Annotated in this window: 19 protein-coding genes; 5 read left to right on the top strand and 14 right to left on the bottom strand. The window is 50.9% G+C overall.

What is annotated here, in order from left to right; genetic code table 11:
• Positions 1 to 73: 73 nt before the first annotated feature.
• The 5 genes from J4377_RS04360 to J4377_RS04380 form a co-directional block, all read right to left on the bottom strand.
• Positions 74 to 1228 carry a GGDEF domain-containing response regulator gene (locus tag J4377_RS04360; RefSeq protein ID WP_253487040.1) on the bottom strand — a complete coding sequence of 385 codons (1155 nt, stop codon included), beginning with the start codon at positions 1226 to 1228 and terminating at the stop codon, positions 74 to 76.
• 321 nt (positions 1229 to 1549) lie between these two features.
• Positions 1550 to 3400 (bottom strand): ABC transporter ATP-binding protein, encoded by a 1851-nt coding sequence (locus J4377_RS04365; RefSeq protein ID WP_253487042.1) that lies wholly within the window; start codon positions 3398 to 3400, stop codon positions 1550 to 1552.
• Between the two features lie 170 nt (positions 3401 to 3570).
• Positions 3571 to 5178 carry a gamma-glutamyltransferase family protein gene (locus J4377_RS04370; RefSeq protein ID WP_253487043.1) on the bottom strand — a complete coding sequence of 536 codons (1608 nt, stop codon included), beginning with the start codon at positions 5176 to 5178 and terminating at the stop codon, positions 3571 to 3573.
• Positions 5179 to 5198: 20 nt separating this feature from the next.
• Positions 5199 to 5729, bottom strand: a complete 531-nt coding sequence (locus J4377_RS04375) for a chromate transporter (RefSeq protein ID WP_095602539.1) — start codon at positions 5727 to 5729, stop codon at positions 5199 to 5201.
• Positions 5726 to 6283, bottom strand: coding sequence for a chromate transporter (locus J4377_RS04380; protein ID WP_120385600.1), 558 nt, complete (start codon positions 6281 to 6283; stop codon positions 5726 to 5728). The genes J4377_RS04375 and J4377_RS04380 overlap by 4 nt, the downstream gene beginning before the upstream one ends.
• A 190-nt stretch (positions 6284 to 6473) precedes the next feature.
• On the opposite strand from J4377_RS04380, the gene J4377_RS04385 reads away from it, so the two are divergent.
• Complete coding sequence (locus tag J4377_RS04385) at positions 6474 to 7142, top strand: GntR family transcriptional regulator (protein WP_120385599.1); 669 nt, start codon at positions 6474 to 6476, stop codon at positions 7140 to 7142.
• 97 nt (positions 7143 to 7239) lie between these two features.
• Positions 7240 to 7788, top strand: coding sequence for a DUF1415 domain-containing protein (locus J4377_RS04390; RefSeq protein ID WP_038482014.1), 549 nt, complete (start codon positions 7240 to 7242; stop codon positions 7786 to 7788).
• Between the two features lie 54 nt (positions 7789 to 7842).
• Here the strand turns inward: J4377_RS04390 and J4377_RS04395 are convergent, their stop codons facing one another.
• The 8 genes from J4377_RS04395 to J4377_RS04430 all read right to left on the bottom strand — a co-directional run bounded on the left by J4377_RS04395 (position 7843) and on the right by J4377_RS04430 (position 16508).
• A complete protein-coding gene (locus tag J4377_RS04395; protein ID WP_038482017.1) occupies positions 7843 to 8337 on the bottom strand; it encodes a GNAT family N-acetyltransferase in 495 nt (164 codons plus the stop codon).
• 23 nt (positions 8338 to 8360) lie between these two features.
• Positions 8361 to 9353, bottom strand: coding sequence for an LLM class flavin-dependent oxidoreductase (locus J4377_RS04400; RefSeq protein ID WP_038482020.1), 993 nt, complete (start codon positions 9351 to 9353; stop codon positions 8361 to 8363).
• A 133-nt stretch (positions 9354 to 9486) separates the two neighbouring features.
• Complete coding sequence (locus J4377_RS04405; RefSeq protein WP_038482024.1) at positions 9487 to 10173, bottom strand: SDR family oxidoreductase; 687 nt, start codon at positions 10171 to 10173, stop codon at positions 9487 to 9489.
• A gap of 77 nt (positions 10174 to 10250) precedes the next feature.
• Positions 10251 to 11537, bottom strand: coding sequence for a nitrate regulatory protein (locus J4377_RS04410; RefSeq protein WP_253487045.1), 1287 nt, complete (start codon positions 11535 to 11537; stop codon positions 10251 to 10253).
• A 115-nt stretch (positions 11538 to 11652) separates the two neighbouring features.
• On the bottom strand, positions 11653 to 13005 hold the full coding sequence (locus J4377_RS04415; protein WP_253487047.1) for a NarK family nitrate/nitrite MFS transporter: 1353 nt from the start codon (positions 13003 to 13005) through the stop codon (positions 11653 to 11655).
• A 301-nt stretch (positions 13006 to 13306) separates the two neighbouring features.
• Complete coding sequence (locus J4377_RS04420; RefSeq protein WP_253487048.1) at positions 13307 to 14326, bottom strand: patatin-like phospholipase family protein; 1020 nt, start codon at positions 14324 to 14326, stop codon at positions 13307 to 13309.
• A 104-nt stretch (positions 14327 to 14430) separates the two neighbouring features.
• A complete protein-coding gene (locus J4377_RS04425) occupies positions 14431 to 15528 on the bottom strand; it encodes a CZB domain-containing protein (RefSeq protein ID WP_253487050.1) in 1098 nt (365 codons plus the stop codon).
• 254 nt (positions 15529 to 15782) lie between these two features.
• On the bottom strand, positions 15783 to 16508 hold the full coding sequence (locus J4377_RS04430) for a murein L,D-transpeptidase catalytic domain family protein (RefSeq protein WP_038482042.1): 726 nt from the start codon (positions 16506 to 16508) through the stop codon (positions 15783 to 15785).
• 127 nt (positions 16509 to 16635) lie between these two features.
• Between J4377_RS04430 and J4377_RS04435 the strand changes: the two genes are divergently transcribed.
• A complete protein-coding gene (locus tag J4377_RS04435; protein WP_253487052.1) occupies positions 16636 to 18276 on the top strand; it encodes a murein L,D-transpeptidase in 1641 nt (546 codons plus the stop codon).
• Between the two features lie 136 nt (positions 18277 to 18412).
• On the opposite strand, the gene J4377_RS04440 is transcribed toward J4377_RS04435, so the two are convergent.
• Positions 18413 to 20074, bottom strand: coding sequence for a peptidoglycan DD-metalloendopeptidase family protein (locus J4377_RS04440; RefSeq protein WP_253487061.1), 1662 nt, complete (start codon positions 20072 to 20074; stop codon positions 18413 to 18415).
• Between the two features lie 630 nt (positions 20075 to 20704).
• On the opposite strand from J4377_RS04440, the gene J4377_RS04445 reads away from it, so the two are divergent.
• Both J4377_RS04445 and J4377_RS04450 read left to right on the top strand, forming a co-directional pair.
• A complete protein-coding gene (locus J4377_RS04445) occupies positions 20705 to 21625 on the top strand; it encodes a LysR family transcriptional regulator (protein ID WP_038482051.1) in 921 nt (306 codons plus the stop codon).
• 99 nt (positions 21626 to 21724) lie between these two features.
• Complete coding sequence (locus J4377_RS04450; RefSeq protein ID WP_038482054.1) at positions 21725 to 22762, top strand: glutathione S-transferase family protein; 1038 nt, start codon at positions 21725 to 21727, stop codon at positions 22760 to 22762.
• The last annotated feature ends 61 nt before the right edge of the window (positions 22763 to 22823 follow it).

Here is a 22823-nt window from a genome sequence, read left to right on the forward strand (position 1 = left end):
TTAGAGGTTCGAGCAGATATGAAAAAAGCAGCGAGGTCATCGCTGCTTTTATTCTATAGAGTAAGTGTTTAGGTCAATTTTCTATATTTTCTCGGCTTTCTAACCAGGCATCAAATGCTTTTGGAGACAGCGGGCGAGATATAAAGTAGCCTTGACCCACAGGACAGCATACGTCTTTAAGCGTGTTGTATTGATCGTCGTTTTCGATACCTTCGGATACGACGATCATGCCAAGGCGGTTGCCAAGCTCCACAATGGAGAGAACGATGGTGTGGGCCCTGGGCTCATTATCCATGAGAGAAACGAAGCTACGGTCTATTTTTAACTCATCAAACGGCAGGCGATATAGCTGAGTCAAAGATGAATAACCTGTACCAAAGTCATCAAGCGCTAGCTTGCAGCCTCGTTTACGCAGCTCATCCAAGACGTGTCGCGCATAGCCCAAGCACTCCACGCCGACGGATTCCGTCAGTTCTAGCGTGATCTTAGTCATATCGATGGGGTACTTGGCACAAAGCGCATCGAACATCGTCAGCATATTTTCAGCTTTAATGAACTCAGCTGGCACGTTAATGGCGATGCTTATGGGAAGTGCGCTTGTGTGCCAAGCGGCCAGTTGTGTAAGTGCTAACTCCAACACACACCACGTCAGCGGTATCATGAGGCCGCTTCGCTCGGCGAGGGGAATGAAGTTATCAGGATAGATGGTTCCTCGGGTTGGGTCTTCCCAACGTACTAAGGCTTCTGCGCCCACTACTGCGCCGTTTGCAAGGGTGACCTTGGGTTGTAGCGCGAGGCAGATGTGTTTTTGTTTAATGGCTTGGGCTAGCTCACCAACAGCGGGCGCTTTCGGAGAAGCCTCAACTTGCTCGATAAAATCACTCAGGCCAGTCATCAGCTTTGCCTTAGGTAAAAAACCCAGCATTTTTAATCCCTTGGCTTTACCTTCTGCAATCGCATGGGCAGCCGTTTCACCGGAGCAGCTGCTTAATAGCAAGATAGACGCGCTAATTTTCAGGTCGTAAAGATAATCCAGAATGTCCAGCCCGGTAAAATCTCTCAGATCATAATCAAGTATGATCAGGTTGGTGTTAAGCAGGGCAGGCTTACGTGCCAGCTCTCCTAAGCAGCCGACAGTGGCTACGTCAAACCCATGGCTGCTTAGCAGCATTTTGCCCAGTAGTTGAATATCGACGTCATCGTCCACGACTAACGCACTAGGTAGCATAATGTGGCCTCACACGTTGGAACACGGCGCTTTTTATCGAGTTTATTGCGCGTGTACTAGCGCATTGCCGAGTGGAGCAATGCAAAAACGCCTTCAGTTCCCAGCGGAGAGCGAAAGCGCCGATTGTATCCATATAAAGTGATCAGATGAGCCAATATTATTAGAAAGACTCCCGCTTGGGCGTGTATGGAGGCACTAATGTTTTGGTGGTTTAGAAGCTATATGTAGTTCGCTTTTCATCATTAGGTCAAGGGAGGCGTGGTGTGCTGCGTCAACGCAGGAGAAGCTGCTGCTCAGTTTCTGCGGTCAAGCTACTTATCGCTACTGATAGCCTTCTGCCTGCAAATGAAATAACGAAGCATACCGGCCATTATACGTAAGCAGTTCTTCATGGGTGCCGCGCTCAATAATACTCCCTTGGTCAATCACAATGATCTGGTCGGCGCTGCGCACCGTCGAAAAACGGTGGGAGATTAAAATCGTCATTTTATCGCGGCTATGTTCGCGAAAGCGGGCGAATACTTCGGCTTCTGCTGCGGCATCCATCGCTGCGGTAGGCTCATCCAATACTAAAATATCGGCATTGTGACGCATATAAGCGCGTGAAAGCGCTACTTTCTGCCACTGACCGCCCGATAGCTCCTGGCCATTTTTAAACCAACGCCCTAGCTGGGTTTGGTAGCCATGTGGCATGCGGTCGATAAAGCTATCCGCCATGCCATCGTGAGCGGCTTGCTGCCAGCGTTCTTGATCATCAAAGGCTTGAGTGTCGCCAACCCCAAGGTTTTCGCCAACAGAGAGTTGGTAACGCACAAAATCCTGGAAAATAACCCCAACCCGCATCCGTAATGCCTGGGTATCCCAGTGCTTGAGATCACTACCGTCCAGCAAAATGCGTCCTTTGGTCGGGTGGTAGAGCCGCGTTAATAGCTTAATCAACGTGGTTTTGCCCGAGCCGTTTTCCCCGACTAATGCAATACTTTTGCCCGGCGCTAAATGTAGCGAAATATTGTGCAGTACGTCGCTGCCACCGGGGTAGGCAAAGCTGACGTGTTCGAAGCGTAACCCATCACCTGGCGCTATACCTTTGGTGAGGTGGCCTTCTTCACCTTCGGTGGGTTGCTCTAGGTATTCGTAAAGATTGGAAAGATAGAGGTTGTCTTCGTACATACCGCTAATAGCAGTCAAACTTGCTGAAAGGGCGCTTTGGCCTTGTTTAAATACCATCAAATACATGGTCATTTGGCCAAGGGTAAGCGCGCCCGCGACAGTTTCAATCACTACCCAGGCGTAGGCAGCGTAAAATGTCAGCGTGCCCAGTAAGCCAAGAATAAATCCCCAGCCTTCCCGACGTAACGTTAGGCGGCGGTCTTCGGCAAATAGTTTGGTAAAGATATCCCGGTAACGCTGGAGAAACAGACCTTCTAAGCCGAAGAGCTTTACCTCTTTAATACTGTCTTCCCGAGCAAGCACTGTTTCTAAATAGATCTGCATACGGGTTTGCGGTGAGCGCCAGCGAAATAGCCGAAAGGCATCGCCGGAAAACTTCGCTTCTGAGAGAAACACGGGCAATGCCCCCACCACTAAAATGAGTAACGCCCAGGGAGAGAATTGCACCAGTAGAAACCCAAAGCTAGCCAGTGAAATAGCATTTTGTAGCAAGCCAAAGGTTTTATTCACCAGCGCGAGCGGGCGCGTAGACGCTTCCCGCCGTGCCCGAGTGAGCTGGTCGTACAATTCTGAATCTTCAAACTGGCTGAGTGACAGCGTGCCCGCTTTCTCTAGAATCATCACATTAACTTTCTGGCCCAGCAGCGCACGCAGTAGCGATTGCTGGGCCGAAAGTCCGCGTTGTGCCAGGGCAATAAACGCAATAATCAGCCCTTCCAAGGCGACTAAGCCTAATACAGGCGTTAGTGTTTCCCAGAGGTTGGGCGAACTCGCCGCCTGATAGCTGTCCATCGCCGCCACGACGCCATCTACAATCAGTTGGCCGACCCAGGCAGCCACGGCAGGTAGAACCCCTGCCACCAGGGTGCATAACGCTAAGCCCAGCATCATCCAGCGCGAGGTTTCCCACACTAGTGCAAGTGCACGTCGGCTATAGCGGAACACACTAAAGAAACCGCTCAGCGGTGAAGGAGAGGCAGTGTCGGACGGTAATGGCGGCATAGTGAGACAGGCAAGTACCTAGCAAGAAAGAGTGCCATGATGCGACGCTTTGGCGTTGATAGCCAGCCTACTGCTGTGCAGTGCGTAAACTGCCCAGCAGTAGGTGGAGATCAAACCATATTGCAAAGCGGATATTGAAAGGTCGTGGTTAACGTTGGGTGAACTAAAATTTAAAGAGGCAGTACCGCGCCATCGGTGCGCGGCTCGGTACCGCCTTGGAGCACACCGCTGTCAGGGTCGCGTAGAATGATTTGACCCCGGCCAAAAGTAATGGAGTCGGCCACTTTAACGATGTGATGCCCGCGGCGGGCTAGGGCAAGTGCTAAGTGGTTGGGGAAATCGGCTTCGACTTCAATTGTTGTGCCGTTGGTCCACTTCCAGCGCGGCATATCCAGTGCTGCCTGTGGGTTTAAGTGATCTTCTAGCATCGCTGTTACTACCTGCACATGACCTTGGGGCTGCATGTAGCCACCCATCACGCCGAAGGGCCCAACGGCTTGGTTATCTTTGGTGATAAAGCCGGGGATAATAGTGTGGTAAGTGCGTTTGCCGGGGGCTAACGCGTTGGGATGTTGTGGATCAAGGGAGAATGACCAACCACGGTTTTGCAGGCTGATACCGGTGCCAGGCACGACCATTCCAGAGCCAAAGCCTTCAAAATTGCTTTGAATAAATGACACCATATTACCGTCATCATCTGCTGTTGCTAGATAGACGGTGCCGCCTTTTAGCGGGTTGCCATGGACCGGGTTAATGGCGTCTTGGCCAATAAGGCCTGCGCGTTGCGAGAGGTAATCACTCGATAGCATTTGCTCAACGCTGGGTTGCATTGCGGAGCATTCGGTAATGTAGCGTAAGCCATCTACGTAACCCAGTTTTGTTGCTTCGATACGGCGGTGAAGAGTTTCCACTGGATCTGTCGATTGGTCATCTAGTGACTCAAGAATCCCCAGTGCTTGAAGCACAATTAACCCACTGCCGTTGGGGGGAATTTCCCAAATATCATGGCCCCGATACCGGACACTGATGGGGTTGACCCATTCTGGCTTGAATGCTTGTAAATCTTCTTTGCGTAAGAAGCCGCCATGCTGACGTGAAAAGGCATCCATCGCATCTGCTAGGCTTCCTTGATAAAACGCATCCGCATGGCTGTTGGCAATTTCACGCAGCGTTTTTGCCATATCTGGAGAACGCCAAACATCACCCGCTTTGGGAGCCTGGCCATTGGAAGTAAAGTGCGTAAACCAGGGGATAAACTCTTCTGCTTTGTATTGACCATAGCGCTCTACGGCGCTTTCCCATAGTTGACTCGCTACTGGAGATACAGCAAAACCTTCTTCGGCTAATTCTATTGCTGGTGCTAACAACTGCTCAAACGGCAGTTTACCAAAACGCTCTGAAAGAGCAGCCCAAGCGCCAGGCGCACCAGGCACGGTGGCCGGCACTAACCCATGGGCAGGCATTTTCTCATGGCCCAGGGCCTTGACGGCATCACATGAAATACCCTTGGGAGCAGGGCCGCTAGCATTGAGGCCATGTAGCTCACCTTTTACCCATACCAAAGCAAAGGCATCGCTACCAATGCCGTTCGAGGTCGGCTCAACAACGGTTAAAGCAGCTGCTGTCGCAATGGCAGCATCAATGGCATTGCCGCCTTTGCGTAAAATATCAATACCTACCTGCGCAGCAAGCGATTGAGATGTCGCGACCATCCCGCGTTTGCCAAAGGTAACCATGCGACGTGAAGCGGAAGGGTAATAGTGTGGATCAGTGTGCATGCCAGTCCTCGCATTTTTTGTTAGCTAATAAAAAGAGCGCCGTAAATTACTGCACTGATAACCACAAAGGCGGGGTGCATGTTGAAGCGCAACAAGGCGATAGCAGCCGCTATGCCGATAATCAGCGTATGGATAGCCCCGCTGGTGTTAAGGCTTTCGAGTAGAAAGCCTAAGGTTAACCACGCCATCATGATGGCGATTACCGGGCGTACCCACTGGCTCATACGCTTGACACGGGGAGAGTCACGATGACGATAAAGTAGCCCCAGTGCCCCCAGCATCAGCAGTAAAGAAGGAATAACCGTCGCGGAAACAGCTACAAATGCGCCGCCAATGCCGGCGATGTCATAGCCAATGTAGCCCGCCATTTTAGTCGCGATAGGGCTGGGGAGGGCGTTGCCCAAGGCGAGGGTCTCGGCAAACTCCTGAGAGGTCATCCAGCCATAACGGCTAACCACTTCAGCCTCGATGAGAGGAATAATGGCGGGACCGCCGCCATAGCCAATAATGTTAGGAATGAAAAACGCTAAGAAAAGCTCCCAGTAGATCATGCCGAGCCCTCCACGCGTTTTTTACCCGTTGGGCGCAGCATGGCTGTTAGCAAGATGGCACCAATGACCCAGCCAGGGTGGACACCCAGCCAATAAATTAATCCACCTGCAATGACTGCCATGAGCGCGCTTGCTAGCCAACCAAGAGCAGCTTGAGATTTGTCGAAAAAATCCCAAGTTAATTGCCCCATCATGATCATAACGACAGGAATAACTGCCTGCCCCATGCCACGTATCCAGGCAACGTCACGATAGCGACTAAAAATGCCTAACATGACAATCATCGCCGCAATCATGGGCACAATGACGGCAACAACAGCCGCAATGCAGCCACTGACGCCGCCCACCCGGTAGCCGATGTAGCCGGGCATCTTGGTCGCGATAGGACCGGGCAGCGTGTTGCCGATGGCAAGTACATCGGCAAACTCCTCATCGGTTAGCCACTTGTGCCGCGTCACAACTTCAGCACGTACTAGCGGTATCATGGCAGGCCCCCCGCCGAAGCCGAGGATGCCAACACGCAAGAAAGCCCAAAAGAGTGCCGACTGTTTCATATGCCCAGTGCCATTAGCAGCGGCATCTCAATTAAAAGCATCAATTTTGCCTCTTCATCGTTTATTTTATTTAAAATCGATTTTTCTGAATAAAATAGAATATAGGTTAGGCTATTGTGAGACGTCAACACCTAGCTCTAGAATCTCCGTTAACAGACGCGTTCGCGAAGATGCGCAAAAGGATCATGGAATGAACAAGCACATCCCACCTCCTGCTGATACTGCCTCTAGTCCTATTTATGATGCGTTGCGCAGAGATTTAGTCGGTGGCCGCTTTGCGGCTGGAGAAAAATTAGCCATTAATGCGCTGAAAGAGCATTACCAAGTAGGGCTAAGCCCGCTGCGTGAAGCATTAAATAAACTGGCGGCGTACGGCTTATTAATCCAAGAAAATCAACGTGGCTTCAGGGTTCCGAAGCTGTCGAGGGAGGAGCTGGATGACATTGCGCGCTTGCGCACTGAACTAGAAGGCATGGCGCTTGAGCGTGCCATTGCCCACGGCGATGCGGTATGGGAAGCCGATCTTTTAGCGGCGGCTCATCGTTTAAAACGTGCGGATGTATCACTCGATAAAGGGGAGGAGTGGGAACGTCTACATACTCAGTTCCATCGCACTCTGGTGGCGCCTTGTGGGTCGGTGTGGTTACTGCGATTTATAGAGCAGCTGCACGATCAGTTTGATCGCTATCGCCGCTTGGGGCCCAAAATGCCCTCTATTCGCCAAGAGTTGGACGAGCAACACCATCAATTGGTGGAACTGGCGTTAAACAGAGATGGAAAAGCGGCTCGGGCCCTAATGGATGATCATATTCATAAGTCTTATGAAGTAGCGTTGGCACGGTACCAGGCGCACACCTGAAGCATTTGCTTGTTCTTGCAGGTACACTATTTCTTACCGGTACACGGGCAGGTCCTAGCCGTGGTAGTAGCCACCCTAATGTAAGGTAGTAGGCGTGATGCAAGAGGCGGATAATCAGATAGCAGAGCAGACGTTAGCGTGGGTGCGCACTTTTATTGTGGAACACAATATATGCCCGTTTGCTAAGCGCGAGCTTGACGGCGGTAACGTTCGGGTCGAGGTGGTGCGCTCGAAAAAAATCGACGTGGCATTGGAGGAACTAATAGCCGAAGTAGAATGGTTGAACGAGCATCCGGAAACGGAAACCACGTTGCTGATATTTCCTACGCTGTTTAAAAGCTTTGATCATTACCTGGATTATGTCGAACTGGCCGAAAGTCTGTTGGCAGAGTTGGGGTATGAAGGTGTTTATCAGCTAGCAACCTTCCATCCTGATTACTGTTTTGCCGATGCTGAGCCTGAAGACGCAGCGAATTACACTAACCGCTCGCCCTACGCGATGGTTCATCTATTGCGCGAGGCCAGCGTCGAAAAAGCGATTGCTTTTTACGGTGATACGGAACAAATCCCAGAGCGAAATATAGCCCACTTAACCGAGTTAGGCAGCGACGCCGCTGAAGAGCTTCTACAACGCTGCCTTAAGTAACCCGGTGACCTATGACGCCCTACCAATAAAGCGTGCCATTTTATCAAGTGGCCACTAAAGCGCTTTATACATTACGTAGCTATCGACTAACCCCTGGGATGCGTGCCGGTAGGCGTTAGGAATCGTGCCGACAATTGCGAACCCCAGCCGTTGCCACAGGGCGACGGCCACTTGGTTTGTGGCCACCACGGCATTAAATTGCATCGCTTCAAAGCCATGCTGACGCGCTACATGCTGCGAGTGTTCGCACATCTGGCGGGCGACACCTTTCCCCCTAGCAGCAGGCGTTACCATATAGCCGCAGTTACAAATGTGTTGGCCAGGGCCTGCTGCATTGGCTTTTAGATAGTAAGTGCCCAGTAACTCGCCTTGGCTATCTTTTACCGCAAATGACGCTTTGGGCTGCTGACACCACAATGCATAAGCTGCTGCAAAGGTAATATCAGGATCGATAGCGTACGTTTCTTGAGCGCTAACGATGGACTGAAAAGTAGGCCAGAAGACCGTGAAGTCCTCTTGCGTCATGGGTGTAAAGCTAAGTGTGGTCATGGTTTTAGCGTTTAGTTAATGGGTTATCGAGCGACATCTGCCACAATTTCATAGCTACGCAAGCGGTCGGCATGATCATAAAAGTCGCTATTGATCATTAACTCGTCAGCGCCAGTACGCGCCTGAAAGGCCTCTAGCTCAGCTTTGACCGTATCGGGCCCACCAATGATGGCGGCACCTAGGAACTGGCTTACTTGGGAGCGCTCCATCGGGGTCCAGTCCATCTGTTCAACTGGGGGCAGCGACTGGGTCGGCTTGCCTCGAATAAGGCTAAGAAATTTCTGTTGAGAGGTCGTTGCCAAGTAATGGGCCATGGCATCGCTTTCTGCGGCGATAACGGGTAGCCCTACCATGGCATGGGGTTTGTCTAAGTGCTCCGACGGCCGGAAGTTATCACGATAAAGCCGCAATGCTTCAAATAAGTAACCCGGCGCAAACTGGGCCGCAAATGCAAAGGGTAGCCCGAGTTTTGCGGCTAATTGCGCACTATAGCCGCTAGAGCCGAGTAGCCAGATAGGTACGTGGGTGCCTTGTCCAGGGACGGCTTTCACACGCTGCTGTGGATCCGCATCCGCTAAGTAGCTTTGTAACTCATTTAGCAGCTGTGGAAAGTCATCGACGCCCGCCTGAGCATTGCGGCGCATCGCCTGCATGGTGGCGCCATCTGAGCCGGGCGCACGGCCCAGTCCTAAATCAATCCGGCCTGGGTAAAGTGTTTCTAAGGTGCCGAACTGCTCGGCAATCACCAGGGGCGGATGGTTAGGTAGCATGATGCCACCGCTGCCCACGCGTATAGTGGAGGTTTGCCCAGCAACATGACCAATTAATACGGCAGTTGCTGCGCTGGCGATGCCTGCAATGTTGTGATGTTCAGCCAGCCAATAACGCGTATAGCCGAGCTGTTCTGTCCGTTGCGCTAGGGACACGCTGTTGCGAAATGTTTCTTCAGCGCTACCACCTTGACGAATCGGTGCTAGATCGAGCACGGAAAGGGCGGTATTGGCGAGTTGGCTCATGGGGCACCTGCATTAAAAAGCGTATGGGCGGCTAAATTTACGGCGTTATTTATTAGCACGCTAGGTATTCCAGTGTTATGTGGGCAGGTAAGAAGAAATGCAAGGTGCCATTGTTGTCCGTTCGCAGCGTCGATTAATCAGTGGGTGGCGTTGGCCGAATTAAAATCTCGTTCACATCGACATGTGATGGTTGAGAAAGTGCATAAATCACGGCGTTGGCAATATCGCGATCTTCAAGCGCATGCTCTGGTGGCTTATCAAAGAAAGGGGTATCCACCATGCCCGGTTCAATCAAGGTAACGCGCATGCCCGTTCCGCGTAGCTCTTCACGCAAGTTATAGCCTATACCGGTCACTGCCCATTTTGTGGCGCTATACATCGAGCCTGGAATCGTCGTTCGTCCAGCAGCTGAGCCGGTTAATAGTACATGCCCTTTGCTCCGCTTTAGCGCGGGAAGGCATGCCTGAAGCGTTAACCCCACACCGTAAATATTGGTCAGGATCATCTCACGCCAAGCGTCGTGATCTGCACCGCTAAAACCGCCGGGAGAACCACCGCGCCCAGCATTTGCAAAGACTGCATCAATACGCCCAAATGTTTCAATCGCTTGATCGACCATTGCTTGCTGTTGCGCCATGTCGGTGACATCCAACGCACATGTCAGCACGTTTTCTGGGCCAAGCTCCTGGGATAGTGCAGTAAGTTTGTCGGTAGAGCGGGCGGCAAGTATCAGCTTATAACCTTCACGTGAGGCTGCTCGCGCGGTGGCGGCACCAATTCCGCTTGAGGCGCCTGTAATCATTAGGACACGGTGCTGCATAGCGTGTGCTCCTAGCTCATTCAGAAAGGGGAGATATAAGAATGGCTAATTGCCCACCGTGTTGCAAATGAGCTGTTTCAGCTTGTGTGCGTGTTTTCGTCTTTGCGTTTGAGCATAGATGAAAGGTCGAGTATCGATTGCGCCATATCGGCCATGCTTTTACTGTGATCCATCGAGGTTTTACGTAAAAAACGATAAGCCTCTTCTTCGGTCATCTCCTGGTGGGCCATGATAAGGCCTTTGGCGCGTTCGATGAGCTTACGTTCACGCAGGGCTTTACGGGTATTTTCCAGCTCATCGCTAAGACCTTGAAGGTGGCTCGACTGTGCATGGGCAAGCTCAATCAGTGAACGTCCTAATGGAGAGGTTAAAGCGCTAGCTGTCAGCTCTCCTAATGGTTGTGTATCGCTCAAGGCAAGAAGCTGCTCACAGGGAGCAAGAGTTGGCTGGTTAGGAGGTGTTTTAGCCTGCTCTAACGTCGAATGCACCTGAGCGATTTTTTGATGACATAGCGCCGTTAATTGGCGGTTTAGGATGTCCTCAACGGCTTTGATGCTATCAATGCGTAATGTGGTTAGGTCGTACCATGTTTCGCTAAGCGTTTTGTCTACGCGGCCTTCTTGATGAGAGTGTTGACAAACATGTTGGTAAGCAATGTTACGAAGCTGCTGAATCCCCGCGAGTGTTCGCGGCGAGAGAGTCTGCTGCCAAACAAGATCAGCCTCGGATGAGGCAAACTCTTCAAAGGTGTCGAAGCAGCGTTGCTGATCGCGTACTAATTGGTGAATCAATTCGCGATGGGCATCGTCGAAATGCCCATGGGTAAAGCCAAAGGCACCACAGGCACGTTCTTGCCCAGCGAGTTCTTTGCCTTGCATAAGGTGAAAAATAGCCACTAGTGCGCGAGTGATATCCGGGTCTACCGAGGTATCTGCTGCTTCAAATACAATGGCGAGGAGCCCACTAATTAAGTGGTTAAAGGCTTGGGTTGCCGCATCAGGAGAGATCGCAAACGAAAGAATGGCTTGCCGCAACGTGTTTAGGTCATCCAGGGCAAGCCACACCGCTGCGATCCGCCTGAGTAAGCGTGCCGCTGCCTGCGGCCGTGCTTCTTCGGTAAGCGCTTCTAGCCGCTGGCGCATAACGGTCTCGGCTTCATGGCTATGCTGTAAAAATTCCTTTCGCCGAGTAGCAAACCGTTTACCTTTCGAGACAAGGTAAATCGTCGAGGCACCTCGTTCACGTTGGAGCGCATGGATAAAACCGCTAATGTCGCCAACGATCTCTGAGGTAGTGGCTAAGTGGTGCAGGCTATCGATATCGCATCGAAGGGCGGTTAAGAGTAGCTGTTGGGCTGAAGACATAGTGATTTCCTTTTACTCCCCGCCTGAGATGAAATCCCCTCTGTTGCGATAAGTGTCGCGAAAACGTGTCGTAAAAAATCGTCGCGGATAAAGCGTACAGAGGGGTAAGTGAATACTAACGCAGCGAGAGTGCGCCTGCGCTCGTGTCGCCGCCAACCGCATCACGGTAGGCGGTGGCTTCTTCGGCTTCTGTGGCATCGCTGAAGCGTACTACCAGTACACAGGAAGCGAGCACTAATACGGTAATGCCAAGGTAAAAAAGCCCTTGTTGATAACCAAGACTTTCACTACGGAACAGAAAGGCGGCGGATACGGCACCGACGTTTCCACCCGCCCCCACAATACCGGCAACAGCCCCCAGTGCTTTTTTATTGATAAAGGGCACCACGCCAAATGTTGCTCCTTCGGCCATTTGAACAAACAGGCTAAAGACCAGCATGATGCCAATTGCGAGGCTTAAGACATGCATTTGTGAGAAGGCAATGAGTGCTATTCCTTCACATACCAAGGCGATAAACAGCCAGCGAACTCGCCCTTTTAAACCGCCTTGTTTGGCGAACAGGTCTGAAAAAACGCCGCCAAGGGTACGGGCAAAAATATTCATTAGGCCAAATAAGCCAGCGATTAAACCGGCGGTCGCTAGGGTCAGATCAAACTTGTCGAAGAAGTAGATAGCGGCAATATTATTGATGGTTAGTTCGACGCCAAAGCAGAGCCCGTAAACAATAAACAGCGCCCATACGCGAATATCTTTTGCTGCGGTCAGAAAGCTTTGTACTGCGCTATTTTCACCTGTGGCTTCAGGTAGCTCACCGCGGGCGCGCAGGTCGCTAAAGTTGCCATCGGGAGCGTCTTGGGTAAACAGCCAATAGCCAATCCCAGTAAAAAACAGTACGACGCCAGGCACCACCATTGCTAAACGCCACCCTAGCGTTTCACTAACGCCAAGCATTAGTAGACCTGAGAAAATCAACGGCATCAGGATTTGCGTCGTACCGCCGCCCAAGTTCCCCCAGCCAGCACTGGTCGCATTGGCGGTGCCAACGACATTCGGCGCAAACATCATCGTGGTGTGATATTGGGTGATCACAAAGGATGCACCGATGGCTCCGATGGCCAGCCGAGCGAGTAAGAAGGTCTCAAAGCTATTGGCAAAACCTATGCACATAACGGGCACAGCGCCCAGCATCAACAAACCGGTATAGGTTTTACGTGGCCCAATTTTATCGCACAGCACGCCAATGAGCAGGCGAACAATAACGGTAATAGCAACGGAGGCAATAATAGTATTGCCGATCTGCGTTTGGGTGAGTGATAGATCTTCACGGACCACTGCCATCAGTGGAGCGATGCCAAACCAACCAAAAAAACAGATATGGAACGCGAACCAGGAGAAGTGGAACGCACGCATTTGAGGGGTAGAGAAGTTTAATAGCCGAATGCGGTTAGCTTTATTGCGAATGTCCATGGATGGCCTCACAGAGCACGATACGAGTGGGTCAAAACATGGCGCTTGGAAAGGCGCCATGTTGTTAACGAGAACATGCCTTCGCCATTGAAGGGCAGGTTCGACGCACTCGTACCCGTTGGGCCTGGTCCACGCCTACCATCATTCAGTAAGAGTGAAGCAATTAGTTCGCCATAAGATTATTTTAATTTTAAAATCAGTTTCTTATGTGTGTTTGTTTAATAGGTGGAGAGTTTCAGCAGGCTGGTAATGCACCAAGGTGGCGCATCTGCGGTGAAGACGTGCGACACCTGAGTGCTGGTTATTCGTGCAAATAAACAGCGTCAATATCCAGTGTTGAACGCTCACCTATCGCTTCAAAGTGAGTTTCTAGCCAGCGTTCGGCGGCTTCGCGCCCTTGCTCAAACAGATGACATAGAAACGCCCATTCTGAATTCATTTTGCTAGATACCGAGAGGTCCTCTAGCGCCTGTTCACCACTGATACGGTGGAAGAGCGCTTGCTGATAGCAGTTTTCGATCCCCTGTTCATCCAGGGTGCGCTTAAGCAGCGCAATCATGCGTACTTCTTTAATCAGGGCTGAATTAAAGGTAATTTCATTTAGTCGATTCATGATGGCTGAGGCAGACGTGGGGACTTCTTCTCTGCTGATGGGGTTAATCTGAACCAACAGAATGTCGCGTGCGCTGCACTCCTCCATTAATGGGAACAGCGCTGGGTTACCCATATAACCGCCATCCCAGTACGCTTCACCCTCTATCTCAACCGCTTGAAATACAAATGGCAGGCAAGCAGAGGCCATGACTGCATCTACACTCATCTCTTCGCGGCGAAAGACGCGCTGTTTTCCAGTACGAACGTTAGTGGCCGTCACAAATAGCTTAAGCTGCTCACAACGTCTTACACGTTCGAAATCAATATGTTCGGCGACAATGTCACGCAATGGATTAATATTCAGAGGGTTCAGTTGGTAGGGGGATACCAAGCGGCTTAAAAGGTCCATAGCCACATAACCCGGTGAGTGATCGAGGGACCAGTTTCCGGTAAGTACATCTAGTGGTGAGCGGCGAATTGGGCTCGCCATACCCGCTCGACTAACCGCTTTCCAAAACTGGTGTAACGCTTGGCGAGCCGTATCTTTGTTACCGCGGGTGAGGGCGTCTGCCATGACCACACCATTCATTGCGCCAGCGCTTGTGCCACTGATGCCCTCTATTTCGATACGGTCATCTTCAAGTAAGCGGTCGATGACACCCCATGTATAAGCACCGTGGGCTCCACCGCCCTGTAAAGCGAGATCTAGCTTTTTGATCTGCGACATTGCCTTCCCTGCTGAGTGAGTGATTAAAAGCGCAGTAACCCACTCAGCATGGCATAAAAGGGTGTGATATGTGTACGCCTGCTAGGTAGGCGTACAGCACGTCATCAAGGTGAATCTGCTAATGGTGAAGGGCGCCCATTTGAAAGGGGAACCTCATAAACGGCATGCTCCATCAGTTTATCAAGCTGGAGCGCTAGCTGACTGCTGGCTTCTTCCATCATAGCCAGTGCTGCAAGCTGGCCATTATGATCACCTTGTCGGGCAAACTTAAGTGCTTCTAAACCGCTTTCATGAAAACGCTTGTGCGGAGCCGCCAGCGCTTTGTAAGCCTCCGTATGCTTATAGCGATGACCGTCCCCCATAAAGTACCAATGCCCAAGCGTGCAGTGCTGGTGATCTTCTAAATTCTCTTCCAGATGAGCAGAGAGCAGCTGCCTATAAAGGCGGCTTTTCCATACCGCATGCTCGAGTTTGGCGGCGTGCAAATAAGCCGTGGTCGTACTGTGGTGTATGACCTTATACATATGGCGTGACTGGTCTATCAACTGCTCAATGACATGTTCTGCTGCTTGGGCGGCGCTGGTTAAGGCCTTTATTTCCTGCTGCTGATAATCACGGATCTTTGCATCTTCATTTACTTGCAATGCGGTGCGCTCGATCCACTGCGCTAGCTGATGCGCTAATTGCCGAGAGTGTTCTGATAACTCTTGCAGGTCCTGGACAATTGCTGGCATGCCTGCCGGTTGCTCATGAAAGTGAGCGACTTCCAAGGCCGCAGTAATGGCTAACGCTTGTGTATGGCCTGCGCTGTGCCCTAATTCGACGCTCAACTGACGTATATCGTGGAAGGCTTGCTCAGTCACTAAAGGGGACGATAAATACGCGTCTATTTGCTGGCAGCGCTGGCGGTGTTGCTGCAACGTTTGTGCGTTTTGCTCGGCTTTATGGAGTCGGCTGAAAGTGTCAGTAAGTGTCGATTGCTCGGCAGCAAGGTGCTGAGCGTGCACTTCTACGCCTTTGCTCAATGAGCAAAGCATGTCCGCGCCCCTGGCCTGAAGCATGCTGAGCGACTCAACCGGCGTCATCAAGCTGATCGCGCGACAGCGGTGGCGCTTTTTTTCAGCCTCTAATTGGGCATTCAACGCTGCCACTTCTTGCTCTAGGCGATGGATAGTTTGATACGGATGCATAAAAGCAAACATGGCCAGTACCTGCAAAATAGTAAATAGCTTTGTGATGTTTTGTCACAAAGTATTGCAGGTGGTTGCCGTGCGTGCCGGATTTACCTTGTATTAATGATGAAAACCAGTCTCTTGCGTTTTTGAAGACTATGTTTCTTAATGTATCCGGATTAGTCTCAAAGATTAGTCTCAAAGGCGAATTTTAAAGACCAGCCTTAAGGCTGGTCTCACAAAGTGGGCAGCTTCGCCGCTCACCAATTTTGATGGGAAAATTATCAGCGTTGGGCTAAGTGGGGAGCATTGTCGTTTGGGCAGCGCAGAAACTGCGACGTTGCTAACCACTCTTCATCGGGGTAGTAGGCGAAGACATACTGGTTCTCTTTCAAACTGTCGATAAGAGGATACGTGATGTCTTCGCGTACGGCAGGACAGCCGTGGCTACGTCCGAGCCTGCCGGTCTGGGTAATAAAGTCGTCGCTAACATAGTCAGCGCCATGGATCACAATCGCTCGCTCAAACGCGAGGTCATTAACCTCTGGTTCTAAGCCATCCAGGCGCAATGAATAGCCATTACGACCATAATAACTATTCATTGTGCGAAAGAGCCCGATGCTGGACTGGTGGCTCTCGGGGGTATTGGAGAAGACCTCTGCCAACGCATCGCCAGAACCTTGCCCATGAGAAACCAGCTCTTCAAATAGCAGCTTATGTCGATGTAGGTCGAAGACCCAAAGCCGTGGCTCGGTAGACGGAAGCGAGTAATCAATGACGGCTAAGCGTTCAGCGGTTGGGTCAGCACAGCTAAGTGATTGAGCGGCGAGTCGCAGCGCCTCTGGCGTTGCTGATGGGGCTAGTTGGAGCAGTTGATGATGCAAGGGCGAAACGCCGGGAGGCGCTGTAGAAGAGACCTGTGAGAAAAAGCTAGCGGCTTGTAAGGGAAGGCTCAATAACAACAGTGGAAGCGAAAAAATGGCGGTAGAAGCACGTAGGTAAAAAGGCATAGAGTGCAATCCTGCAATAGATATCGATGAAGGAGACATGTAAACGGCTATGATAAATAGATGTAGCGTAATAATGATGAATCGCAATGATAAATAGCGACGATGAATAGTAACGCAAGGAGGAGCGATGAACGAGACAACGTTAATTAGACGATGGGCGATAGGGGTGGCTCTATGTCTGACGCTGATCCAAGCGCCTCAGTTAGTTACCAGCGCGCAAGCTGATACAGGTGCTCTTGAGCAGGCGTTAGCTCAGCGTTTGGATACTCAATCCAGTGCGTTACTGCCTGTTGAGGACTTTTACCAGCAGCTAAACCAACGGCCCGTCTGGCAAGATATCAACCGGGTTGAAGCACTGGTGCAGGCGTTAAATAGTCTTGAAGATGATGGTTTGGCTCCTAGTGATTACGACGCGGGCAGCCTGCTAAACGCATTCCAAGTTAGCCAGCAAGCAGGGGCGTTGGCGCAAGCTGAATTTGATATTCAGGCCACGACAGCACTTTTACTAGCACTTGAGCACCTTTCGCGGGGCAAGGTGAATCCAAACGAGGTCGAGCCGAAATGGGATATCCCTAGGCCTGAGCGCCGCTACTCTTTGCTGCGCATTGCCCATGCGGTGGAAAATGACGATATTCAGGGCGCGCTTGACTATGTGAGGCCCTCATCAACGGAGTACGCTCAGCTACGTGATGCGCTACGTCAATACCGTACGCTGGCTGAAAAAGGCAATGTTCCCTACCTGGCCGGTCGAGATGAGGCATTACGCCCAGGTGATACTAATGAGGATGTGCTGGTATTGCGACAGCGCTTGGCCTATTGGGGAGAAACCAACTTGCTGGCGGCGGATAGCAATGCCTACCCAATGATTGAGGTTCAATCTGCGGTTAGCAACCAGCGCACCTATGATACTGAGTTAGAAAGGGCAGTTAAGCAATTTCAACGTCGTCATCAGTTGCAAGAAGATGGTGTTGTGGGGCAGCGCACGCGGCTTGCATTAAACACACCGGTCACTTCGCGTATCGATCAACTGCGTGTCAACTTAGAGCGGGCGCGTTGGATCAAGCCCACTCAAACCAATGAACCGCGAGTGTGGGTTGACATTGCGGGATATCGATTGCACTACACTCGGCCCAATGGTGAGCACTGGGATGCCAGAGTGGTAGTCGGCACACCGCGGCGCGAAACGCCTATTATTCATTCGGCGATTAGCCACTTAACCATCAACCCGTCATGGACGATTCCACCGACCATTATGCGCGAGGACGTCTTACCTCAGGTTAGACGAGATCCAGGCTATTTGGCCCGGCGTAATATCCAAGTGATAAGCCACTCCGGCGAGCGGTTAAACGCTGACGCTATTGACTGGCAACGGCCAGGTGCAGTGATGTTGCGCCAAGTATCAGGTGGCGGTAATCCGTTAGGCCGCGTGGTGGTACGTTTTCCCAATAGCGAAATGATCTATCTTCACGATACACCCGCCAGAGGGTTGTTTCAGCGCGATCAGCGAGCGCTCAGCTCTGGTTGTGTGCGCGTTGAAGGCGTAACGGAATTTGCGCAGTTACTGCTTCAAGATAGTGGCAGTCGTCACCAACTATCTTCGTTGCTTAACAGTAGCGGAAGTGATCGTAATGTTAATCTGCCACAGCGTATTCCCGTCGCGCTGCACTATTTGACGGCCTGGCCAAATGCTCAAGGGGAAGTAGAATTTCGTGATGATATTTACCGTCGTGACGCTGACCTGTTGGCTGCATTGTCACGAGCGGTATAACGTGAAGGGCGGATTGATTGCTGGGTTTTCTATAAGAATGGTTTATAAGCAAGGTTTGTAAACGTAGACTTGCTTCAAAGCAATAACGCCGCCCTTCAGGGCGGCGTTATTGTTCAATGTAAAGAGAGTAAGAAAGTTACTGCTCCTCTTGGCGCTCGTAGTTTGCAACGCTGATAGTACCTGTCTCTCCGCTATCCAATGCTGCCATCATGGGCTCAGCTTGGCGCTGGAAAGCAATCAACGTGTCGCCGCTTAGGCTGGTATTTTCAGGCAGCTCTACGTTCATTGCGTTGACAGGCGTGTTGTTGACGATGACTTCATAGTGCAGATGAGGCCCCGTACTCCGCCCTGTATTGCCTGAAAGCGCAATGCGCTCACCCATTTCAATACGCGCACCTTCGGCGACCAGCGGACGAGAAAGGTGAAGATAACGGGTTTGATAGCCATTATCATGACGAACGACAATGTAACGCCCTGCGGCATGATGGTTGCCCACTTTTTCCACGCGACCATTGGCTGGAGCAACGACAGGTGTGCCAATAGGCATCGCAAAATCGGTTCCATTATGCGGGCTTATCCGGCCAGTCACTGGGTGTTTGCGGCGCGGATTAAAATTGGAACTTAGACGGTAATTGCCTTCAAACGGATAGCGCGAGAAAGCAGGGTCTAAGCTACTCCCTTCGGGCGTATAGAAATTGCTATCAGTAGCATTGCGAAGAAGCGTTAAATCCATGCGTTCGCCATCGTACTTAACAGCAAGTACGCGAGAGTCAAACGCTTCTCCATCAATCATGTCTGACTCAACTAGCACTTGAAAGCGATCTCCACGACGGCTGTCGCGTCGAAAATCGAGTTTTTGCTCAAGTAGGTGAGTGAGTTCAGTAACGGCGCTGCTACTTAGCCCCGTTGCCTGGGCTGAGCGTGCAAAACTACCGCTTACGCTACCCGCGTAAAGACGCTGTACCGCTTCACCCTGGCGCTCAATAACGGTTGCGGCAAAGTGCTCTTCATCACGCTCTAGCAAGATACCGTCGCGGGTGTTTTTCATCATACGCAACGACAGTAAACGACCATTTTCATCTAACTGGTAATCGAAACTGTGGCCAGCACGCCAATGAGTAAGCATGCGTGGATCCGGTAGGTCTTCTAGCAACGCCATTACTTCGCTGTAGCCCAGGCCTAGCTTGTTCTGTGCCAGCAACGCGAAGGTCTCACCCGATTCGACAATATGTGTTTTCCACTTAGGGACGTAGGGCTCGTCCGCAGCAAGTTCCAGCTCGAGAAACGAAATATCACCAAACAGCTCATTGCCATAATCTTCATATGAAGTGGCATCGGCAATTTCGACGGAAGCGGTGTTATCAACATCGAGCATACCGCTTGAGAGGGTCCCTAATACCACGGCCATGTGAAGCGCGCCGTCATCCAGCTGGGCATTAATGTGAGGTTGCGTTGTAACGCTAGTCATCGAGGCTTCGGCGCTAGTGATGACATCTAGATCGACAATTTCTGTAGCTGCGAGGTCGTTCAGCGGAATATTATCTCGCGTGGCATCAATAGCGCGAGAAGCGCGATCAATGGCTTCAGCAACGGGGGTGCGTTCTTGACGCAATGAAGGAACCCCAGGAGCAGAGTCGCTGGGAAGCGGAACAAGCACGCTTTCCAGTGGCGTATGAGATTGATTTAAGTCGTGGTAGGTCGTAATTAACTTTTGTGTGCCCAGCACAGTGACCATTGTAGCCACGGGTAACAGTAACAATTTATGTGTGCGGGGCAGCGAATGAAGAATTCGCAACATGGGTAAATGGGCCGCCGAGTTCGTGGTAAATGAGTAACATGAAAGAAAGTATACCCAGGAACCATACCCCATGAGGGTAAGAGTGAACAGACTGTATGCCTGTACACTAAATGTACTTCATTGAAATACGGAGGTAATAAGCAAGGAAACCTATTTGTGAACGCCGTTCGCTAAAAAAAGTAACTTAACGCAAACCGCCTTAAAACTAAGCAGGCACAATAATTAATCATAGGGAGACGGCGTTAATCAATATTTTCCGCCAACTTTAGAAGTTAAATTAATCATGCAATGCTTTTGTAATATTTTTGTATCATTTTTGTATATCTTTTGGCGGCCGGAAAGCAAAACAGGCATCATGAAACGGTCTTGAGGCAGTATGCTTAGATATACTTAATAATTGCTGTGCGTCGAATATTGTTTTTTGTAACAAATTGTCTTTTTGTGCATCTGGTGGGCTTGGCGTCAACTGGCTGTCATTAAGGGAAAAGTGTCAGGTGAACTCCCTTAGGTAGCCTAGTGCTTAGGAATAATTGTTTACAGGCAAGTACTCAGCGGTTTTTCCTGGCATTCTATAAGGGTTTTTCGAACATAAAGCGGATTATTTCGCTGTTTAGCGTCGAGGGAATCGAAATGTCTCGAGTAACTCTTGCACAGTGGCAGATGCTGGCAGCCGTTGTTGACCATGGTGGGTTTGCGCGGGCGGCCGAGGCTATTCACAAAAGTCCATCTACGCTTAACCATGCCGTGCACAAGCTAGAAGAGCAGTTGGGTGTTCAGGTGCTGGAGCCGGTGGGCAGGCAGGTACGCCTAACTGAGGCGGGCGAACTCTTATTGCGCCGAGCTCGCCAGTTAATTGAGAGTGCCGCCTCTTTAGAAGATGTTGCTACCCGTTTGGCTGCAGGCCTGGAAGCTGAAATCGTGGTCGCTATTGACCAGATTTTTCCAGCGGCTGCTCAAGCGAAAGCACTTGAGCGTTTCTCGGAAACGTATCCTCAGGTCAGAGTGCAACTGCATGAAAGTGTGCTAAATGGTGGTACAGAAATGCTCCACGATGGTCGTGCCGACCTTGTGGTCTCAGGGATTGCGGCTCAAGGGTATTTAGGTGAACCGCTGGTGAACGTGCGGTTTATAGCCGTTGCACACCCAAGTCATGAGTTACACCAGCTTAGTCGCTCGCTAGACCTTCGGGATCTGACCCAACACCGTCAACTGGTAGTGCGTGATTCGGCGCTACGCCAGTCGACTAATTCCGGCTGGTTGAAAGCGGAGCAACGATGGACAGTGAGTCACTTAAACACGTCATTAGATATGCTTAAGCGTGGGTTAGGGTTTGCCTGGATGCCTGAAACCCGTATTGCTGATGAACTTTCAAGTGGGCAGCTCAAACCTTTGCCGCTCAGTGCTGGTGGGGTGCGAATGGTGCCTATGCAGTTGATATTCAGAGACCGAGATCGCGCTGGCCCTGCAGCCCATGCCATGGCACAGGCATTGAAACAGGGGGTGAGCGAGCTCTGTCCTAAGGATTCGATTTCATCGAATGAATCGCCGTAAAACATCCGCTTGAGCATCGGGAGGGCGGGCGTATGCTAAACGTCATCAGCACTATTAATACGTTTACTACATACGATTATTACAATAGGAGACCGCCCGATGGGACTGCTTGTTAACGGCGAATGGGTTGATCAGTGGTACGACACTAAGAAGCATGGTGGAGAATTTGTCCGCGAGTCTGCCCAACTGCGCGACTGGGTGGGTGACGATGCCATGATGGAGGTACTGTCAGGCGGTGCGTCGTCAGGCAAACAGTGGCAAGGGCAGAGCTACCCTGCGCAAGCAGACCGTTACCATCTTTATGTATCGCTAGCCTGTCCTTGGGCGCATCGAATTCTTATTATGCGCAAGTTAAAGGGGCTGGAATCACTCATTGGCACTTCTCATGTTAGCCCATTTATGCAGGATAAGGGCTGGACGTATGACCAAAGTGAGGGCTCCAGTGGGGATCCTGTTAACCACGTCGACTATCATCATCAGCTCTATACGATGACTGATTCTGCCTATACGGGGCGGGTCACGGTACCGGTGCTTTGGGATAAGCAACGTAGCGCAATTATCAATAATGAGTCGGCTGATTTGATGCGCATTTTTAATCGCGCGTTTGATGAGTTGACCGGTAACGATTTAGATTTTTACCCTGATGACTTGCGTCGCACTATTGATGACATCAACGACGATGTGTACGAGCACATTAATAACGGTGTTTATAAGTCGGGTTTTGCGACGGATCAGCACGTGTATGAAAAACATGTGCTGGCTCTGTTCGATGCCTTAGATCGAATGGAAAAACGCTTGAGCGAGCATCGTTATCTGGCGGGGGAGTGGTTAACGGAGGCAGATATTCGGCTTTTCACCACGCTGATCCGTTTTGATGCTGTCTACTATGGCCATTTTAAATGCAATCTAAAACGTATTGAAGATTACCCCAATCTGGCGAATTACGTTCGCGAGCTGTATCAGTGGCCGGGTATTGCAGAGACCGTCAATATGGAACAAATAAAACGCCACTACTACTACAGCCATGACACGATTAATCCAACGCGTATTGTGCCTGCCGGACCGCTATTGGATTTAGAGCGCCCTCATGATCGTGAACGCTTGCCAGGGCAGGGCATCCGTCGTCGCGCTTCATAATTTATAAGCAGAGAGCTTCTCAGAAGTTGCATCTCAAACCTCGTTACTAACGAATGGGCCA

The sequence above is a fragment of the Halomonas sp. XH26 genome, assembly GCF_024138895.1.
In the GTDB taxonomy this organism is placed as follows: Bacteria; Pseudomonadota; Gammaproteobacteria; order Pseudomonadales; family Halomonadaceae; genus Vreelandella; species Vreelandella alkaliphila.